Source organism: Sandaracinaceae bacterium (genome assembly GCA_016706685.1).
GTDB lineage: Bacteria > Myxococcota_A > Polyangia > Polyangiales > Houyiibacteriaceae > JADJJE01.
Genome location: JADJJE010000017.1, coordinates 144,199 through 159,180 on the forward strand (window position 1 = coordinate 144,199; position 14,982 = coordinate 159,180).

The window sequence follows — 14,982 nt, forward strand, 5'->3', positions numbered from 1 at the left end:
CTAGGCGATGAGACGCGGCGGCCACAAGCGTGGATCTAGAAAAAAGGCCGCCGCGTGGCGTTCCACCCCCACGCTCTCTCCGTTGACCACCCCGAGCACGCGTGCTAGATGCGGCGCGCTCGCGGTGGGCCCTCGGCCCCGCACCCGCCCCCTTCACTCACGCCGGTCTGGCGCTCGCCGGACCAGCCCATGGCCCGCGACCGACCGAATGGCCGACGCAAGCCTCATCCTCGAATAGGACGTACCAGGAAATCCCATGGCAGACCTTCAGAACGGACGCATCACGCAGGTCATCGGCCCCGTCGTCGACGTCGAGTTCCCCGCGGGGGCGCTCCCGGAGATTCTCACCGCCGTGCAGGTGAGCAACCCCGCCATCTCCGACAAGAGCTGGAACCTCACCCTCGAGGTGGCGCAGCACTTGGGCGAGAGCACCGTCCGCGCCGTGGCCATGGACTCCACGGACGGCCTGGTGCGCGGCATGAACGTCCGCAACACGGGCGGCCCCATCACCGTGCCGGTCGGCAAGGAGTGCCTCGGGCGCATCCTCAACGTCATCGGCGACCCGGTGGACGAGCTCGGCCCCGTCAACGCCGACAAGCGCATGCCGATCCACCGCGAGGCGCCGCTCTTCGTCGAGCAGAGCACCCAGGTCGAGATCTTCGAGACGGGCATCAAGGTCATCGACCTGCTCGCTCCCTACAAGCGCGGCGGCAAGATCGGCCTCTTCGGCGGCGCCGGCGTGGGCAAGACCGTGCTCATCATGGAGCTCATCAACAACGTCGCGAAGGGCCACGGCGGCGTGTCCTGCTTCGCCGGCGTCGGTGAGCGCACCCGCGAGGGCAACGACCTCCTGCTCGAGATGAAGGAGTCGCTGCTGGACTCCGGTGAGCCCGTGCTCTCGAAGGCCGCCCTGGTCTACGGCCAGATGAACGAGCCGCCCGGCGCCCGCGCCCGCGTGGCCCTCTCGGCCCTCACCGTGGCCGAGTACTTCCGCGACGAAGAAGGCCAGGACGTGCTCCTCTTCGTCGACAACATCTTCCGCTTCACGCAGGCGGGCTCCGAGGTGTCGGCGCTCCTCGGCCGCATCCCGTCCGCCGTGGGTTACCAGCCCACGCTGGCCACCGAGATGGGCTCCAGCTGCAGGAGCGCATCACGTCCACCACCAAGGGCTCCATCACCTCGGTGCAGGCCGTGTACGTGCCCGCCGACGACCTCACCGACCCGGCGCCCGCCACCACGTTCGCCCACTTGGACGCCACCACCGTGCTCTCGCGCGAGATCGCGGCCATCGGTATCTACCCGGCCGTGGACCCGCTCGACTCGTCGTCCACCATGCTGGACCCGTCCATCCTCGGCGCGCGTCACTACGGCGTCGCTCGCGGCGTCCAGGAGACGCTCCAGAAGTACAAGGACCTCCAGGACATCATCGCCATCCTCGGCATGGACGAGCTCTCGGAAGACGACCGCCTCACGGTGGACCGCGCCCGCAAGATCCAGCGCTTCCTGTCGCAGCCGTTCTTCGTGGCGCAGCAGTTCACCGGTCTGGCCGGCAAGCTGGTCTCGCTCGAGGACACCATCCGCTCCTTCGAAGAGATCCTGGCCGGCAAGTACGACCACATCCCGGAGCAGGACTTCTACCTCAAGGGCGGCATCGACGACGTCCTCGAGGCGTACAACAAGCGCAGCAAGGACTGACCCGTGGCCGCTGTACTCAACCTGGAGGTGGCGACGCCCACGGGCCTCGCGCTCAAGACCGAAGCGGCCTCCGTCGCGGCGCCCAGCGTGCGTGGTGAGTTCGGCGTCCTGCCGGGCCACCTTCCGCTGCTGGCCGCGCTGCGCTGCGGCGTGCTCGAGTACGTCGCCAACGGCAAGAAGCACGTGGCGGCCATCGGGCCTGGTTTCGTCGAGGCCGGCCCCGACAAGGTGCTGCTGCTGACCGACATGATCGAGCTCCCCGAGGAGATCGACCTCGAAGTGGCCAAGGCCGACTACACCAAGGCCAACGAGGCGCTGCGCGCGTTCGGCGAGCGCCACGAGGGCCCTGAGTTCTCGGAGCTCGAGCGTGAGAAGGAGTGGGCCGAGGCCCGCATCAAGACGCACGAGATGGCCGCGCGCTGAGGCTCTTGGAGACTGCTCGCGACGAAGACGCGCCCCGTGGTGAACGCCACCGGGCGCGTTGCTCGTTCTGGGGTTGTTCGTTCCTCGTGAGCGCCATCCTCTTCGGGGCAGGCTGCGGCGGCTCCGAGACCACGCCTCCCGCGGACCGTAGCGCGCCCGGTGGGGAGGCCAGCCCGACCCCAGACGAGACCCCGGGGATCGCGGACATGCCCTATCTCCCGTTGAGCCTCGAGGCCACGTCGCTTCGCTTCCAGCGGGTGTACCGCTTGGCCAGCCTCGCCAGCGAGTCGCCCCTCGTGCCCCTGCCCACGGAGCCCACGCAAGCGGACGTGCAGGCGTGGGCGCAGCGGGAGCTCGTGCCGTGGGTGCAGCTGCGCAGCGACATCATCGCCGACTGCCGCGTGGAGATGCGCGCGCTACGCGGCGGCGAGGAGAACGAGCACATCGTAGCTTCTGCGCTACTGGGCTATCTCTATGAAGACACGGCCATGCAGCTGCACGGCGTGCGCTTGCCCGTCCCGGGGAACCCGCGCGCCGACGTGCGGGCGGCCCCCGCGGAGCGCATCGAGGTGCTGCTGGAGTACGCGCGGCGCGCCTTCGAGCGCTGCCTGATGGCCGGGACGGGGGACCTCGAGGTGGTGACCTACCGGCAGTACTGTCAGGAGGCCATCACGCGCCTCGGACCGTCTTCGGCGGAGCAACTGCCCGACGATGGTGAGCGGGACGACGCACCCCTCCGTCGAGGAAGACGTCGGCGATGACGCCGCCGCCGAGGACTGAGCGACCCCGCGCTGGAACGCATGACCCTGCTCGTCCTCGCCAAGCTGGTCGTCGCACCCGCCTTCGTCGTCGCCGTGACGCTCCTCGGGCGGAGGCTCGGCCCGTCGGTAGCGGGGATGCTGGCGGCGTTGCCGGTGGTCGGCGGGCCGATCCTCGCCCTGATCGTCGCCGAGCAGGGTGTCGCGTTCGGCTCGGAGGCAGCGCTCGCCGGCGCGGTCGGCGGAGGGACGACGATGGTCTTCACGCTCGTCTACACGCGGCTCGCGCCGCGCCCTGTCACCGCTCGGCTGCCTCGCGGTGTCGTACGCCTTCTGGGCCGTCGCTACGGCCGCGCTCAGCTTCCTGCCCATCGGCGTGGGCGTCGCCGTGGCGCTGCCGCTCGCGCTGTGGTGGCTCGTGCTGCGGGCGTTCCCGGTGCCCGATGGCCCGCTCCCGCTCGTGACGCCGTCCGCCGGGGATCTCCCCGCGCGCGCGGCGGCGACGATGGCGCTCGTGCTCACGATCACCGGAGTGGCGAGCGCGCTCGGACCGCGGCTCGCGGGTCTCGTGACGCCGGCACCCATCGCCACCGCGGTGCTCGCGGTGTTCACGCACCGCCAAGGCCCGCCGCTCGGTCCGGGGCGGGCCTGGAGCGCCGTGGTGGCCGGGTGCTGCCTGCGTCCTCCCCACGCGCGGGCCTCTGGCGAGCTCCGTCGGTTTCCGGGCCGTTCGTCGACTGGAGCGGCCCTGGCGGTCTCCTGCGGCCGACGCCCCTGCGGTCGCGTTGGGGCTCGGGCTGGCGTCTGCCGTGGCGTGCTCGCCCTTTCGGGGGCTGGTGCAGCGGCGGTGCTGGGAAGCTCGCGCCGGGGACTCCCTCGCACCAGGGTCCGGCCGCGGAGCAGCTCGCTCCGGGAAGTGCAGCCCGCAGAGGGCTCAGCGCGCCCTGCTCGAGGCGGCGGGAGTTGCCGAGGAGCGCCAGGAGCCCGCGGCGTGGCTCAGGCGGCCGCGTGACGCGCGGCGCGGCGACCCGAGAACACGCAGTCGGCGATGCTGAGGCCGCTCACGTACTGACGCGAGCAGATGCCCACCGCCGAGCGACCGGCGGCGTAGAGGCCCTTCACGATGGAGCCGTCCTCACGCTTCACGAGGCCGCTCTGCTCCTCCACCGTGAGGCCGCCCAGCGTGAGCGTCGGGCAGGGGAAGCGCTTGCTGTAGACCGAGCAGTCGATGGCGTAGTAGGGCCCGCGGTGCATGGCGCGCATGGTGTCCGGCGTCTTGCCGAACTCGTCGGACTGCTTGCTGTCGGCCTTCTGGTTGTAGGCCGTAAGCGTCTTGCGCAGCGCGTCCGCCGGGACCTTGATCGCCGCCGCCAGCTCCTCGATGGTGTTGCCCTTCTTGGAGTTGAACCAGAGGTTGAGCAGCGCGGGAGCACGCTGGAACCACTGCGCTTCGCCGGGGCGAGACTGCTCGCGCGCCAGGTCCTTCAGGTGCTGGTCGATGACGAGCAGCGCGGTGCCCTCGTTCTGGTCGACCATGGCCTCACCGATGGCCGCCCCGTAGCGCATCTCGTTGATGTAGCGCTGGCCCTGCTTGTTGACGATGAAGCCATGGGCGAACGCGACGGGCGGGTTGATGAAGCGCCACGCCGACACACGGCCCATGCGGTCGATGCCGCCGCCCACGCTCTGCCCGAGCTGGATGCCGCTGCCGTTGTCGGCGGGCGTGCCGAGCGGCATGCCCTTGCGGTAGCTGGGCGCGTGCTGCTCGATCATCTCACGGTTGTAGACGAAGCCGCCAGCGGCGAGCACCACGCCCTTCGTGCCGCGCAGCCGGATGGTCTTGCTGCGCGTCTTCTCGAGCTGGAAGCACTGTTCGCGCAGCTTGGTGGCCAGCCCCGGGTTGTAGGGGACGATCTGGATGGCGCGCGCGGCCATCTCCTGGTGCAGCCGCGCCCAGGGGCCTTCGATGCGCTGCGCCTCCACGCCCACGATCGCGCCGTCACGATCGGCGAGCAGCCGCGTGACGCGCGTCTCGGTCATCACGCGGGTGCCGAGGCGCAGCGCCGACTCGCGCAGCGGCGCGTAGAACGAGGCGCCCGGCAGGCCCTTGCCCTTCGCGCGATGGCCACGCGGCGCGGGCTTGGCCTTCTCCTTGAAGGGGTAGAGCCCCTCGTTGCCCGAGTAGTAGAGGTAGTACTTGTCCAGCGGGTAGCTGGTCTTGAAGGGGCACAGGCTGGCCTCGAAGGGCACGCCGTAGCGCTCGAGCCAGCGCAGGGTGTCCGCGCTGCCCTCGCAGAACTCGCGCAGGAGCTCCTCGCTCACCACACCCTGCGTCTCCATCGCGAGGTACTTCACCATCTCGTCGACCGAGTCCTCGACACCGGCCTCTCGCTGGATGTGCGTCCCCCCTCCCGAGTAGAACACCCCGCCACTGATGGCCGTGGCGCCGCCCCCGTGGAAGCGGTCGACCACCAGCACGTCGAGGCCGCGCTCGCGCCCCTCGAGGGCCGCGCAGACGCCCGCGCCACCGAAGCCGACGACGACGAGGTCAGCCGTGTCGTCCCAGCGCTCGGCCGAGGGGTCATCGAGGACCAGCGGCGGCTGCGCCGGATCGGGGGCGTTGGTGCGAGGGCGTGCGGCGGTCGTGCGTGAGCTCATAGCCCGCGCAAAGTAGAACGTGTTTCAGTTTTCGTCGAGCCGGAACTTCAGGAGCCCCGTTTTGCCGCGCGTTTTGCGCGCTTCTTGGTGACCACGGCCGCCCGGCGGGCACGCGTGGCCGCCGACGGAGCGCGCCCCGGGAGCGCGGGCTGGTCGTCGTGGTGCTCTTCCAGCTGACCGGGCGCCAGGCCCAGCTCGAACGTGGTGACCTCGCGGCGCGCGCGCTCGCCGAGGCGCAGGGGCATGACCGCGGCGCCCACGCCAGCGCCCACGTAGAGCGCGCCCTGCGGCGCGGCCAGCTCCCGCCGTGAGCCGTAGATGCCGTGCACGTAGCGGTGCCCAATCAGCTTGCCGAGCGCGAGCTCATGGAGCCCGGCCAGCGTGACCTGCCCCGCGTGTGTGTGGCCCGCGAGCACCAGCCCGGCTCCGTGGCTCCAGAGCGCGTCGGCCTCCTCGCCGATGTGGCTGAGCCCGAGGATGGGGATGCCGGGACGCAGGCCCAGGGTGGCGGCGCTCAGGTCGGCGTGGCCCGTGTACGCGTCGTCGAGGCCCACGATCTGGAGCGGCTTGCCCGCCAGGGTGAGCAGCGTGTTCTGGTTGCGCAGCACCAACACGCCGGCGCGCTCGAGGGCCGCCTGCACCTCCTCGCCGCCGGCCCAGTAGTCGTGGTTGCCCAGCACCGCGACCGCGGGTGCGTTCAGGCGCTTCAGCGTCTCCGTGAGCTCGTCCAGGTAGTTCAGGCTGTGGCACACGAAGTCGCCGGTGAGCGCCACCAGGTCGGGCGCCTCGGCGTTCACGATGTCCATGGCCTCGTGCTGCACCGACATGGGGGTGACGCGGCCCACGTGCAGGTCGGTCAGGTGCGTGACACGCAGCCCCGCGAGCTCTTCCACCCAGCGCACGGGCCCGGCGAAACGGCGCAGCTCGAAGTCTCCCCCGCGGATCATGCGCGGCCACAGCCCGAGGCGCTTGGCCTCCTTGTCGCGCCGCTCTACCTCGTCGAGCACAGCCTGGGGCGCACGGGAACGCTTGATCATCTCGGATCAGTGTATCATCGCCGGATGCTCACGTTCAGCACGGATCCGAAAGTCGCCGAGCGCCAGATGCAGGCGATCATCTTCTACCTGACCACGTTCGGATATATCGACGGGGACTTCGACAGCGCCGAAAAGGACTTCGTCCGCGAGTACATCCGCAAGCTGGTGGAGGTGCGCGTCACGAGCGGCATGCCCCAAGCCGACGAGACGCTGCGGCTGGAGCTGGTGGGCAAGTTCACCCAGCACTTCCACGAGGTCTTCGAGGGCATCGACCGGCACGTGCGCGAGCTCTTCACCGAGGCCGTGGCCAAGGACGAAGACCAGGACGCCTTCATCCACTCGAAGCTCAAGCTGCGCTGCTTCGAGCTCTTCCAGGAGTTCGACGACGCCAACCAGAAGGTGCTCATCGAGGCCATGGACGACCTCATCGCCGCCGACGGCGAGCTGCATCCGGCGGAGCTCAAGTTCCGCAACGAGCTCATCGACCTGTTCGAGAGCGACATCGACATCGACATCGCGGTCACCGACGCCGACAAGAAGGTTCGCATCTCGGAGGAGCCCATCGAGATGCACGCGTCGCAGGTGACGCACCCGTTCTTCGACCAGTTCGAGCACCACTACTCGGCGGACCCGGAGACCATCAAGCAGCAGATCCAGGGCGACCGAGACCTGATCGACACCATGATCGAGCTGCTGGCCAAGCAGGCGGCGAAGGGCGAAGGCAAGCTCGACGGAATCCAGAAGGTGGACGCGTTCGCAGGCCAGGAGCCGTTCCTGGACGGTCACACCTACGTTCACCCCATCGACCCCAATTGCGCGGGCTACGAGCTGACGGTGCTGGGTGACGTGCACGGCTGCTACAGCTGCCTCAAGGGCGCCGTCATGCAGGCCGACTTCTTCGCCAAGGTGGCCGCCTACAAGGCCAACCCGGCAGGCCTGAAGAAGCCCATCCTGGTGCTGCTGGGCGACTACATCGACCGCGGCATGTTCAGCCTGAACGGCGTGCTCCGCAGCGTCATGCAGATCTTCGTGACCGCACCCGACCACGTCTACGTGCTGCGCGGAAACCACGAGTACTACCTCGAGTACAAGGGTCAGATCTTCGGTGGCGTGAAGCCGGCCGAGGCCATCAACACGCTGAAGCCGCACCTCCCGGTGGAGGTCTTCCAGCATTACATGAAGCTCTTCGACAAGATGCCCAACGTGCTGCTCTTCGGGCGCACCATGTACGTGCACGCCGGGATCCCGCGCGACCGCCTGATCAAGGAGAAGTGGCACGACATGTCCGCCCTCAATGATCCGGACATGCGCTTCCAGATGATGTGGAGCGACCCGAGCTCCGCCGACGTCATCCCCGCCGAGCTGCAGGAGCAGTCGGCGCGCTTCCCCTTCGGCCGCCTGCAGGCCACCCGCTTCCTGAACCGCATGGGCTGCAACACGCTGGTGCGCGGCCACGAGAAGGTGGACGAGGGGTTCCTCAAGAACTACGACGACGAGAACATCACGCTCATCACGCTGTTCTCCGCCGGGGGCGAGGACAACGGCGACTTGCCCCCCGACTCCAGCTATCGCAGCGTGACCCCCAAGTCGATGACCGTCACGTACGTGGGGGACGACATGACCGTCGCGCCGTGGACCATCGACTACAAGACGTACAACGACCCGAGCACGAATGCGTTCTTCAAGCGTGCTCCCGAGATCGAACACCGAAAGTAAGAGTCAACCGATGGCCAATATCACCTTCAAGGGCAACCCCGTCAGCACCAACGGCGAGCTCCCCGCAGTGGGCAGCACGGCCCCCGACTTCACCCTCGTGGGCGCCGACCTGAGCGAGAAGTCGCTCGCGGACTTCGCTGGCAAGACCAAGATCCTGACCATCAACCCGAGCTACGACACGGGCGTCTGCCAGGCCACCGCGCGCGCGTTCAACAAGCAGGCCGCCGGCAAGGAGGGCACCGTGGTGCTCGCCATCAGCGCCGACCTGCCGTTCGCGCAGAAGCGCTTCTGTGGGGCCGAGGGCATCGAGGGCGTCGTCACGCTCTCCTCGTTCCGCAGCTCGTTCAGCGACGACTGGGGCCTGACCATGCTGGGCGGTCCGCTCAAGGGCCTCACGGCGCGTGCCGTGGTGGTGCTCGATGGCGACAACAAGGTCGTCCACACCGAGCTGGTGCCCGAGATCGTGCAAGAGCCCAACTACGACGCCGCGCTGAGCGCCGGCTGACGTCATGCACGACTTCCTCCCGCCCCCGCCCCCCGGGTATCTCACGTCCAGCAGCTATGTGCTGACACCCCGCACCAAGCGGGCGTTCCACACGGTGCTGGACGCCGCGAACATCCTGGATCTGGCGGGGAACGGGAGGAGCACCGTGACCTTCGCACCCTCGGGCGACGGCTTCTCGCTGGCGCTCGAGCATCCGCTCAAGACCGGGCGCATCACCGAGTCCCTGCACTGCCACGTGGACCAGAGCAACGTCCGCGGCGGCGCGTTCCGCCGCGAGCTCTTCGACCACACGGACACCCGCGTGCGCCTCGAGGAGGCCGACCACAAGTCCAACACGCTGGGGCTCCCGCCCAACTTGTACCCCGAGGTCGCCCTGCCCTTCATGCTGGGCTGGCTGCCGTACGACAAGAAGGCGCGCTCGTTCCACGCGTGGATCAACGACCGCTTCGTGGCGCGCGTGTACGTGGAGCAGGGCAAGACCAGCACGCTGCGGGTGCCCGCCGGGCAGCTGGAAGTGCTGGACGTGGAGATGTACCCGGACCTCAACGACTGGGTGAACGTGGGCGCCACCGTGGCGAAACTCATGCGCCCGTTGGTGCCCAAGTACCGCATGTCCTACGAGACCAAGGCGCCCTTCCGCCTGGTGCGCTTCGAGGGGCCCTACGGCCCACCGGGTGCGCCGGAAGTGGTGCTCGAGCTCGCGACCTGACCCCGCGACCTGACCGTGAAGGAGCTGCCATGACCACCGTGAAGGCCATCAACCCGAAGCCCGCCCGCACGTTCACGCGCGCGGAGCTGGAGCAGACCCTGGACGCCTGGCTCGAGGCCAACCGCCGCGCCGAAGCCGCGGGCGACTGGATCGCACACCTCGGGCCGTTCTACACCGATGACGCCGTCTACCGCTGGAACATCGGGCCCAACGAGGAGTTCGAGGCCCGCGGGCGACGCGAGATCGAGGACGTGGCCATCGGTTACCAGATGAAGGGCTTCGAGGGTTGGGAGTACCCCTACCAGCGCGTGCTCATCGACGAGACGCTGGGCGAGATCGTGGCGTTCTGGAAGCAGATTGCGCCCGTGAAGCGGGCTGACGGAACGGACTATGAAGTGGCCGGCGTTGGCGGCTCGTGGTTCCGCTACGCGGGCGACGGCAAGTTCAGCGAGCAGCGCGACTTCTTCGACCTGGGCAACGTGTTCGCGCTCTTCGCGGAGCTGGCGGCGGACGGGCACCTGAACCCGGTCATCGCCGAGAAGGTGCAGACCAAGGTGAAGAGCAAGACGCTGCTGCGCGGCCACCGCCACCTGCGGCCACCCGCTGGGCTGCGCGACAAGCTGCGCACGGGCGCCGCCATGGCGCGCATCGTGTTGCGCGGGCGCTGAGGATCTCGGGCCGGCCCCCATGGCCGCGGCCTCCATTCAGTTCAGTAGCAGACGTCCTCGAACGCGAAATAGGACGCGGCCGCACTCTCCGCGAAGTCGCGGCCCAACATGACTCCACCAGTGAACGTGCGCCCTCCGGTTGCCGCGGTGACACCGATCGAGATCGGTGACCCTGCCGTCACCTCACCATTCAGCCAGTTGGCCGAGCTGAGCATGATGATCGGCGACCCCGAGCCCGTGGCGTAGACGTACAGACGCTCTTCGTCGGCGATGGTGTTCAGATCATCCGGCGTGTACTCGACATCCAGTCGCTGCATGAGCGAGATGTCGCCGGTTCCGAAGTCCGCTGCAGCCGTCACCGTTCCGGTCGCCAGCACCGTACCGGTACCGGTACCCGTAAGCCGTCGCACCGTGATGGTGTCGGGCTGGTCCACGTTCGGATTGGCTCCGTAGAAGCGCCACTCGACGGCGATGCCCGTGCGCGTCATGGGCACACCGAGCCCCCCGCCAACGCCTCCGAGCGTCCCCGTACCTCCGTCCGAAAGAACGACCGCCCATCCATCTGCGGGAAGGTCCGCCGCGAGGGGCTTCGAGACCTGCATCAGGACCGAGAGTCGTACGAGACCCCAGCCGAGGTGCTCGTCCACCCAGGTCGCCCCGGCGTCATTGGCGGTGCCGTTGACCAAGGTGACCACGTGACCGTTGATGGGCCCAGGGATGGGACACGACGTGATCGCGCTGGACGTCGTCATGCTCACGCACGAGGGCTCGCGGTCGACGAACGTGGATGCGAGCCCGCTGTCGTCTTGGTAGTTGCCATCGCCATCATCGTCGCAGTAGTTGCAGGTCTCTCCCACCGCCCTGCAAGCCGCGTTCACGTGAGCCGTGCAGGTGCCGTTGCAGACGCGCTGGCCGGGAGTGCCGCACGGTGTCGTGCAGAAGGTCACCGAGTTCTGCGGACAGAAGAACCCGTTGTCTGCCGTCCCGTCTCCGTCGTCGTCGCAGCCGTTGCACTGCTCGGCCAGCGTGCAGGCGCTGTAGCCGCTGCAGTCACTCAAGCAGCGCCGGGTCCCCATGAGCGTCGCCGCGCCGCAGGTCCGGGAGCACGTCTGTACGGAGCCGAGCACGCAGCCGAAGCCATTGTCGGGCGTACCGTTCGCGTCATCGTCGCAGCCGTTGCACACCTCCACGCCGGAGCACGTCTGACCCACGAACGAGCACGAGGCGCTGCAGCTGCGGGTGCCCACGGTGCCGCAGCCCGTCACGCACGCATGCGCCGTCGAGTTCCGAACGCAGGAGAATGCATCGTCCACCGCGCCATCGCAGTCGTCGTCGAGGCCGTTGCAGGTCTCGGCAGGGGTGACGCCGTGAAGACCTCGCTGGTGCACGCCACGCACTGGTAGGTCCCCGGCACGCTCGCGCAGAACCCGTTGTTGCCCACTCCCGCACGGCTCGACCCGGCGATGCAGACCATCCCCATGCCGTCATCGGCACTGCCCGTGCAGTCGTCGTCGCGGCCGTTGCAGGCCTCGGTCGACCCCGGCCGTACCGACGCGTCGCTGTCGTTGCAGTCGCCGCCGCGGTTGGTGTAGCCCGCGGGGCAGAAGCCATGCGCGGGGCGCGCGGCGTCACGGCACTGCGTGGTGGCGATGCCCGTGCCGTAGGTGTCGGCGTCGGCGTCGGCGAAGCAGCCCGTGGCCCGCACGCCGTTGTCGATGACGCCGTCGCAGTCCTCGTCGCGGCCGTCACAGGTCTCTAGGCTGGTGGCCACGGCGCCCACGCACTCCCCCCACTGCCCGCCGATGCAGAGCTGCGTGCCGATCACGCACTCGCCCATGCCGGTGGCGGGCCCGCAGTTGGTCTGCGTGTCCCCGTCTTCGCAGTCGCAGCCCGGGTCGATGGAGCCGTTGCAGTCGTCGTCCACGCCGTTGCACGCGTCGAAGCGGCCCGGGTAGCGCGCCGCGTTGCTGTCCGCGCAGTCGCCGCCGAGGGCCACGTAGTTGGTGGGGGGCGAGCACGCGCTCTGCGTCGTGAGACCACCCACGCCGTCACCGTCGGCGTCCAGGTAGTACGTGCGCAGCACGCCTTCGTCCGTGCTGGTGTCGCAGTCGTCGTCGGCGCCGTTGCAGGCCTCGAGCCCCACGGGGCTGCGCGCCGCCGAGGCGTCGTCGCAGTCACCCCCGCGCTCCGTGTGGTCCGCGCTGGGCGGCGTGCACGCCATGCTGGCGGAGGCGGTGGCGCCGAACCCGTCACCGTCATCGTCCAGGTAGAACGTGCGCTCGAGCCCCTCGTCCGTGTCTCCGTCGCAGTCGTCGTCGAGCGCATTGCAGCTCTCGGGGACCGCCGGGTTCACGAAGGTGCGCGCGTCGTCGCAGTCCAGCGGGTTCGAGGCCCAGCCGTCCGGCACGCTGCACGCGAGGCGAGTCGAGGCCCCGACTCCGTAGCCGTCACCGTCCTGATCTTCGTAGTACGTGCGCAGCGTGGCCTCATCGGTCTGGCCATCGCAGTCGTTGTCGTTCCCGTCGCAGATCTCCTCCGCCTCGTAGATGGCGCCGATGCACTCCCCCAGGATTCCGTCGATGCACAAGCGGCGCCCGAGCTGACAGTCTCCGGCTTCCGTCGAGCCGCAGACCTCCGAGGTCCCGGGCATGCAGGGGCAGTTCTCGTCGGCCAGCCCGTCGCAGTTGTTGTCCACGCGGTCGCAGGCCTCCCCCGCGCGCGGGTTGATCAGCGAGTCCGCGTCGTTGCAGTCGTCTCCGCAGAGCTCGGTCTCGTCGTCCTGGTTGCAGCAGGTCACCAGCGCCGAGCCGTCCCCGTCCTGGTCCACGAAGCCGAAGGTCTCGAGGTTGCAGTCTTCGTCGTGGCCCTCGGCATCGCACACCTCGGCGTTCCCGGGGAAGCGGTTGGGATCCGCGTCGTCGCAGTCGTCCCCGCCGCACGCCACGGCCACGTGACCGTCGCCATCGCCATCGGCGGCGGATGCACACTCGATTCGGCAGAAGCGCTCTTCCTCGTCGCAGCCGTAGCCCAGCGGGCAGGTGACCCCGAGCGCCAGAACGCAACCGCGCTCGTTGGCGTCGGTGGCGCCGGGCATGCAGCGCTCTTCGCCGTTGCAGAACACCCCGTCCTGACACTCGCGGTCCAGCACACAGGTCAGGTCCACGCTGGCGTCCTCCACGCTGGGCGTGCCCGCGTCACAGGCGGCCACCATACACGACAGGACACACCAGGCCGAGCTAGACGCACCGCGACCACGGAGGAACTGGCGAGCTGCCACCGACGCGTCGCCTTCAGTGAGACTGGAATGACTGTGCCGGGGCATTGTCGAATGGGTGGCCGCTCCCCAGGGGTTTCGTGGCGCCGCGTGAAAAAAAGTCCGCGCACGTGGCCCGAGCGAGGTGCCATGCTTGCCGGGTGGACATTCCGATCTCGCTCGCTGACCAATTCGCGCGCCGCGTGGCGCTCGGGACTCCCCGCGCCCGGATGGACGGCCTGCCTGACGGCCCGACCGCCCCGCCGGCCGTGCAGATGCTGTCGTTCTTGCTGACGCCGCAATCGTTCCTGCGCGCCGTGCGCAGTGAGTACGGCAAAACGGCCACGTTGCACATCCCGGGCATCCCCCGGCTGGTGCAGTTCAGCGAGCCCGAGGCCATCCGTGAGGTGTTCGCGACCAGCGACGACGTCATGCACGCGGGCGAAGCCAACGGGATCCTCGAGCCGTTCCTGGGGTCGTACTCGGTGCTGGTGCTGGATGGTGCCCGCCACCGCTCGCAGCGCCGCCTGCTGCTGCCGCCCTTCCGAGGTGACCGCATGCGCGCCTATGGCGAGGCCATGCGCGACATCACCGCGCGAGCCACGCGTGAGTGGCCACGCGACAAGCGCTTCACCATGCAGACCGAGAGCCAGGCCATCACGCTCGAGGTCATCTTGCGCACGGTGTTCGGCATGGAGGACGGCGCCGATCAGGACCGCATGCGCAGCCTCTTGGCGAGCGGGCTGCGCATCCTCGACAACCCCCTGTACATCGTGCAGGTCTTCCAGCGCGACCTCGGGCCGCTGTCGCCCTGGGGGCGGTTTCTGCGCCTGCGCCGCCAGATCCACCAGGAGATGGACGCGCTGATCGCGCGGCGGCGGCGCGAAGGGCCTCGCGAAGACATCCTGTCCATGCTGCTCGAGGCCAAGCACGAGGACGGCACGGCGATGAGCGACGAGGAGATCCGCGACGAGCTCTTCACGCTGCTGGTGGCTGGGCACGAGACCACCGCCACCGCCATCTCGTGGACGCTGCACCGGCTGTCGATTCACCCGGACGTGCTCGCGCGCGTGCAGGCCGAGCTCGATGGTGTGCTGGACGGCGCACAGGAGCTGGACGTGGAGCGCTCGCGCGAGCTGGTGTACCTGGACGCGGTCTGCAAGGAGTCGCTGCGCATGCACCCCGTGATCCCCGGCGTGGGACGCGTGGTGAAGCGCCCCACGCGCATCGGCGGCGTGGACCTGCCCGCAGGCGTGGCCGTGGGCTGCAGCATCTACCTGGTGCACTACGACCCCGACACCTGGCCGGACCCGGAGCGCTTCGACCCCATGCGCTTCATCGACCACAAGCCCACGCCGTACACGTTCTTCCCGTTCGGCGGCGGTCTGCGGCGCTGCATCGGTGAGGCGTTCGCGCTCTACGAGATGCGCATCGTGCTGGCCACCATCTTGAAAGACCTCGCCCCGGTGGCCGAGGTGAAGACGGTGCGCACGCAGCGCCGCAACATCACGCTCACGCCGGCGGGTGGGCTGCCCATCCGCATGCGCGCCCGCTGAGGGC

At 69.1% G+C, this 14,982-nt stretch carries 11 protein-coding genes and 1 pseudogene; 8 read left to right on the plus strand and 4 right to left on the minus strand.

Annotated features, from left to right (window positions below):
* Positions 1-256 precede the first annotated feature (256 nt).
* The 3 genes and pseudogenes from atpD (at position 257) to IPI43_21575 (ending at position 2,879) form a co-directional block, all read left to right on the plus strand.
* Positions 257-1,695: pseudogene (atpD, locus tag IPI43_21565) on the plus strand (F0F1 ATP synthase subunit beta).
* A 3-nt stretch (positions 1,696-1,698) separates the two neighbouring features.
* Positions 1,699-2,118 carry an ATP synthase F1 subunit epsilon gene (gene atpC, locus IPI43_21570; protein MBK7776688.1) on the plus strand — a complete coding sequence of 140 codons (420 nt, stop codon included), beginning with the start codon at positions 1,699-1,701 and terminating at the stop codon, positions 2,116-2,118.
* Between the two features lie 86 nt (positions 2,119-2,204).
* Positions 2,205-2,879, plus strand: coding sequence for a hypothetical protein (locus tag IPI43_21575; protein MBK7776689.1), 675 nt, complete (start codon positions 2,205-2,207; stop codon positions 2,877-2,879).
* A 993-nt stretch (positions 2,880-3,872) separates the two neighbouring features.
* Here the strand turns inward: IPI43_21575 and IPI43_21580 are convergent.
* Both IPI43_21580 and IPI43_21585 read right to left on the minus strand, forming a co-directional pair.
* The gene (locus tag IPI43_21580; protein ID MBK7776690.1) at positions 3,873-5,534 is read right to left on the minus strand and encodes an FAD-binding protein; all 1,662 of its coding nucleotides are present in this window, start codon (positions 5,532-5,534) and stop codon (positions 3,873-3,875) included.
* A gap of 47 nt (positions 5,535-5,581) precedes the next feature.
* Complete coding sequence (locus IPI43_21585) at positions 5,582-6,481, minus strand: metallophosphoesterase (protein ID MBK7776691.1); 900 nt, start codon at positions 6,479-6,481, stop codon at positions 5,582-5,584.
* A gap of 114 nt (positions 6,482-6,595) precedes the next feature.
* On the opposite strand from IPI43_21585, the gene IPI43_21590 reads away from it, so the two are divergent.
* From IPI43_21590 to IPI43_21605, 4 genes are read left to right on the plus strand one after another with little or no spacing between them, the layout of a single operon-like run.
* A complete protein-coding gene (locus IPI43_21590) occupies positions 6,596-8,287 on the plus strand; it encodes a metallophosphoesterase (GenBank protein MBK7776692.1) in 1,692 nt (563 codons plus the stop codon).
* A 10-nt stretch (positions 8,288-8,297) separates the two neighbouring features.
* Positions 8,298-8,792: a thiol peroxidase gene (tpx, locus tag IPI43_21595; GenBank protein MBK7776693.1), complete on the plus strand. Its 495-nt coding sequence runs from the start codon at positions 8,298-8,300 to the stop codon at positions 8,790-8,792.
* Positions 8,793-8,796: 4 nt separating this feature from the next.
* Positions 8,797-9,501: a hypothetical protein gene (locus tag IPI43_21600; protein ID MBK7776694.1), complete on the plus strand. Its 705-nt coding sequence runs from the start codon at positions 8,797-8,799 to the stop codon at positions 9,499-9,501.
* A 29-nt stretch (positions 9,502-9,530) separates the two neighbouring features.
* Positions 9,531-10,169 carry a nuclear transport factor 2 family protein gene (locus tag IPI43_21605; protein MBK7776695.1) on the plus strand — a complete coding sequence of 213 codons (639 nt, stop codon included), beginning with the start codon at positions 9,531-9,533 and terminating at the stop codon, positions 10,167-10,169.
* Positions 10,170-10,210: 41 nt separating this feature from the next.
* Here IPI43_21605 and IPI43_21610 read toward each other — a convergent pair whose 3' ends face one another.
* The gene (locus IPI43_21610) at positions 10,211-11,416 is read right to left on the minus strand and encodes a hypothetical protein (protein ID MBK7776696.1); all 1,206 of its coding nucleotides are present in this window, start codon (positions 11,414-11,416) and stop codon (positions 10,211-10,213) included.
* A 14-nt stretch (positions 11,417-11,430) separates the two neighbouring features.
* Entirely contained in the window at positions 11,431-13,380 is a 1,950-nt protein-coding gene (locus tag IPI43_21615) for a putative metal-binding motif-containing protein (GenBank protein ID MBK7776697.1), read from the minus strand.
* A 203-nt stretch (positions 13,381-13,583) separates the two neighbouring features.
* On the opposite strand from IPI43_21615, the gene IPI43_21620 reads away from it, so the two are divergent.
* On the plus strand, positions 13,584-14,978 hold the full coding sequence (locus IPI43_21620; protein ID MBK7776698.1) for a cytochrome P450: 1,395 nt from the start codon (positions 13,584-13,586) through the stop codon (positions 14,976-14,978).
* Positions 14,979-14,982 lie beyond the last annotated feature (4 nt).

Coding starts and splice junctions, on each gene's coding strand:
- IPI43_21580 (MBK7776690.1), bottom strand. CDS start 5,534: ATGAGCTCACGCACGACCGCCGCACGCCCTCGCACCAACGCCCCCGAT.
- IPI43_21585 (MBK7776691.1), bottom strand. CDS start 6,481: ATGATCCGCGGGGGAGACTTCGAGCTGCGCCGTTTCGCCGGGCCCGTG.
- IPI43_21590 (MBK7776692.1), top strand. CDS start 6,596: ATGCTCACGTTCAGCACGGATCCGAAAGTCGCCGAGCGCCAGATGCAG.
- tpx (MBK7776693.1), top strand. CDS start 8,298: ATGGCCAATATCACCTTCAAGGGCAACCCCGTCAGCACCAACGGCGAG.
- IPI43_21600 (MBK7776694.1), top strand. CDS start 8,797: ATGCACGACTTCCTCCCGCCCCCGCCCCCCGGGTATCTCACGTCCAGC.
- IPI43_21605 (MBK7776695.1), top strand. CDS start 9,531: ATGACCACCGTGAAGGCCATCAACCCGAAGCCCGCCCGCACGTTCACG.
- IPI43_21615 (MBK7776697.1), bottom strand. CDS start 13,380: ATGGTGGCCGCCTGTGACGCGGGCACGCCCAGCGTGGAGGACGCCAGC.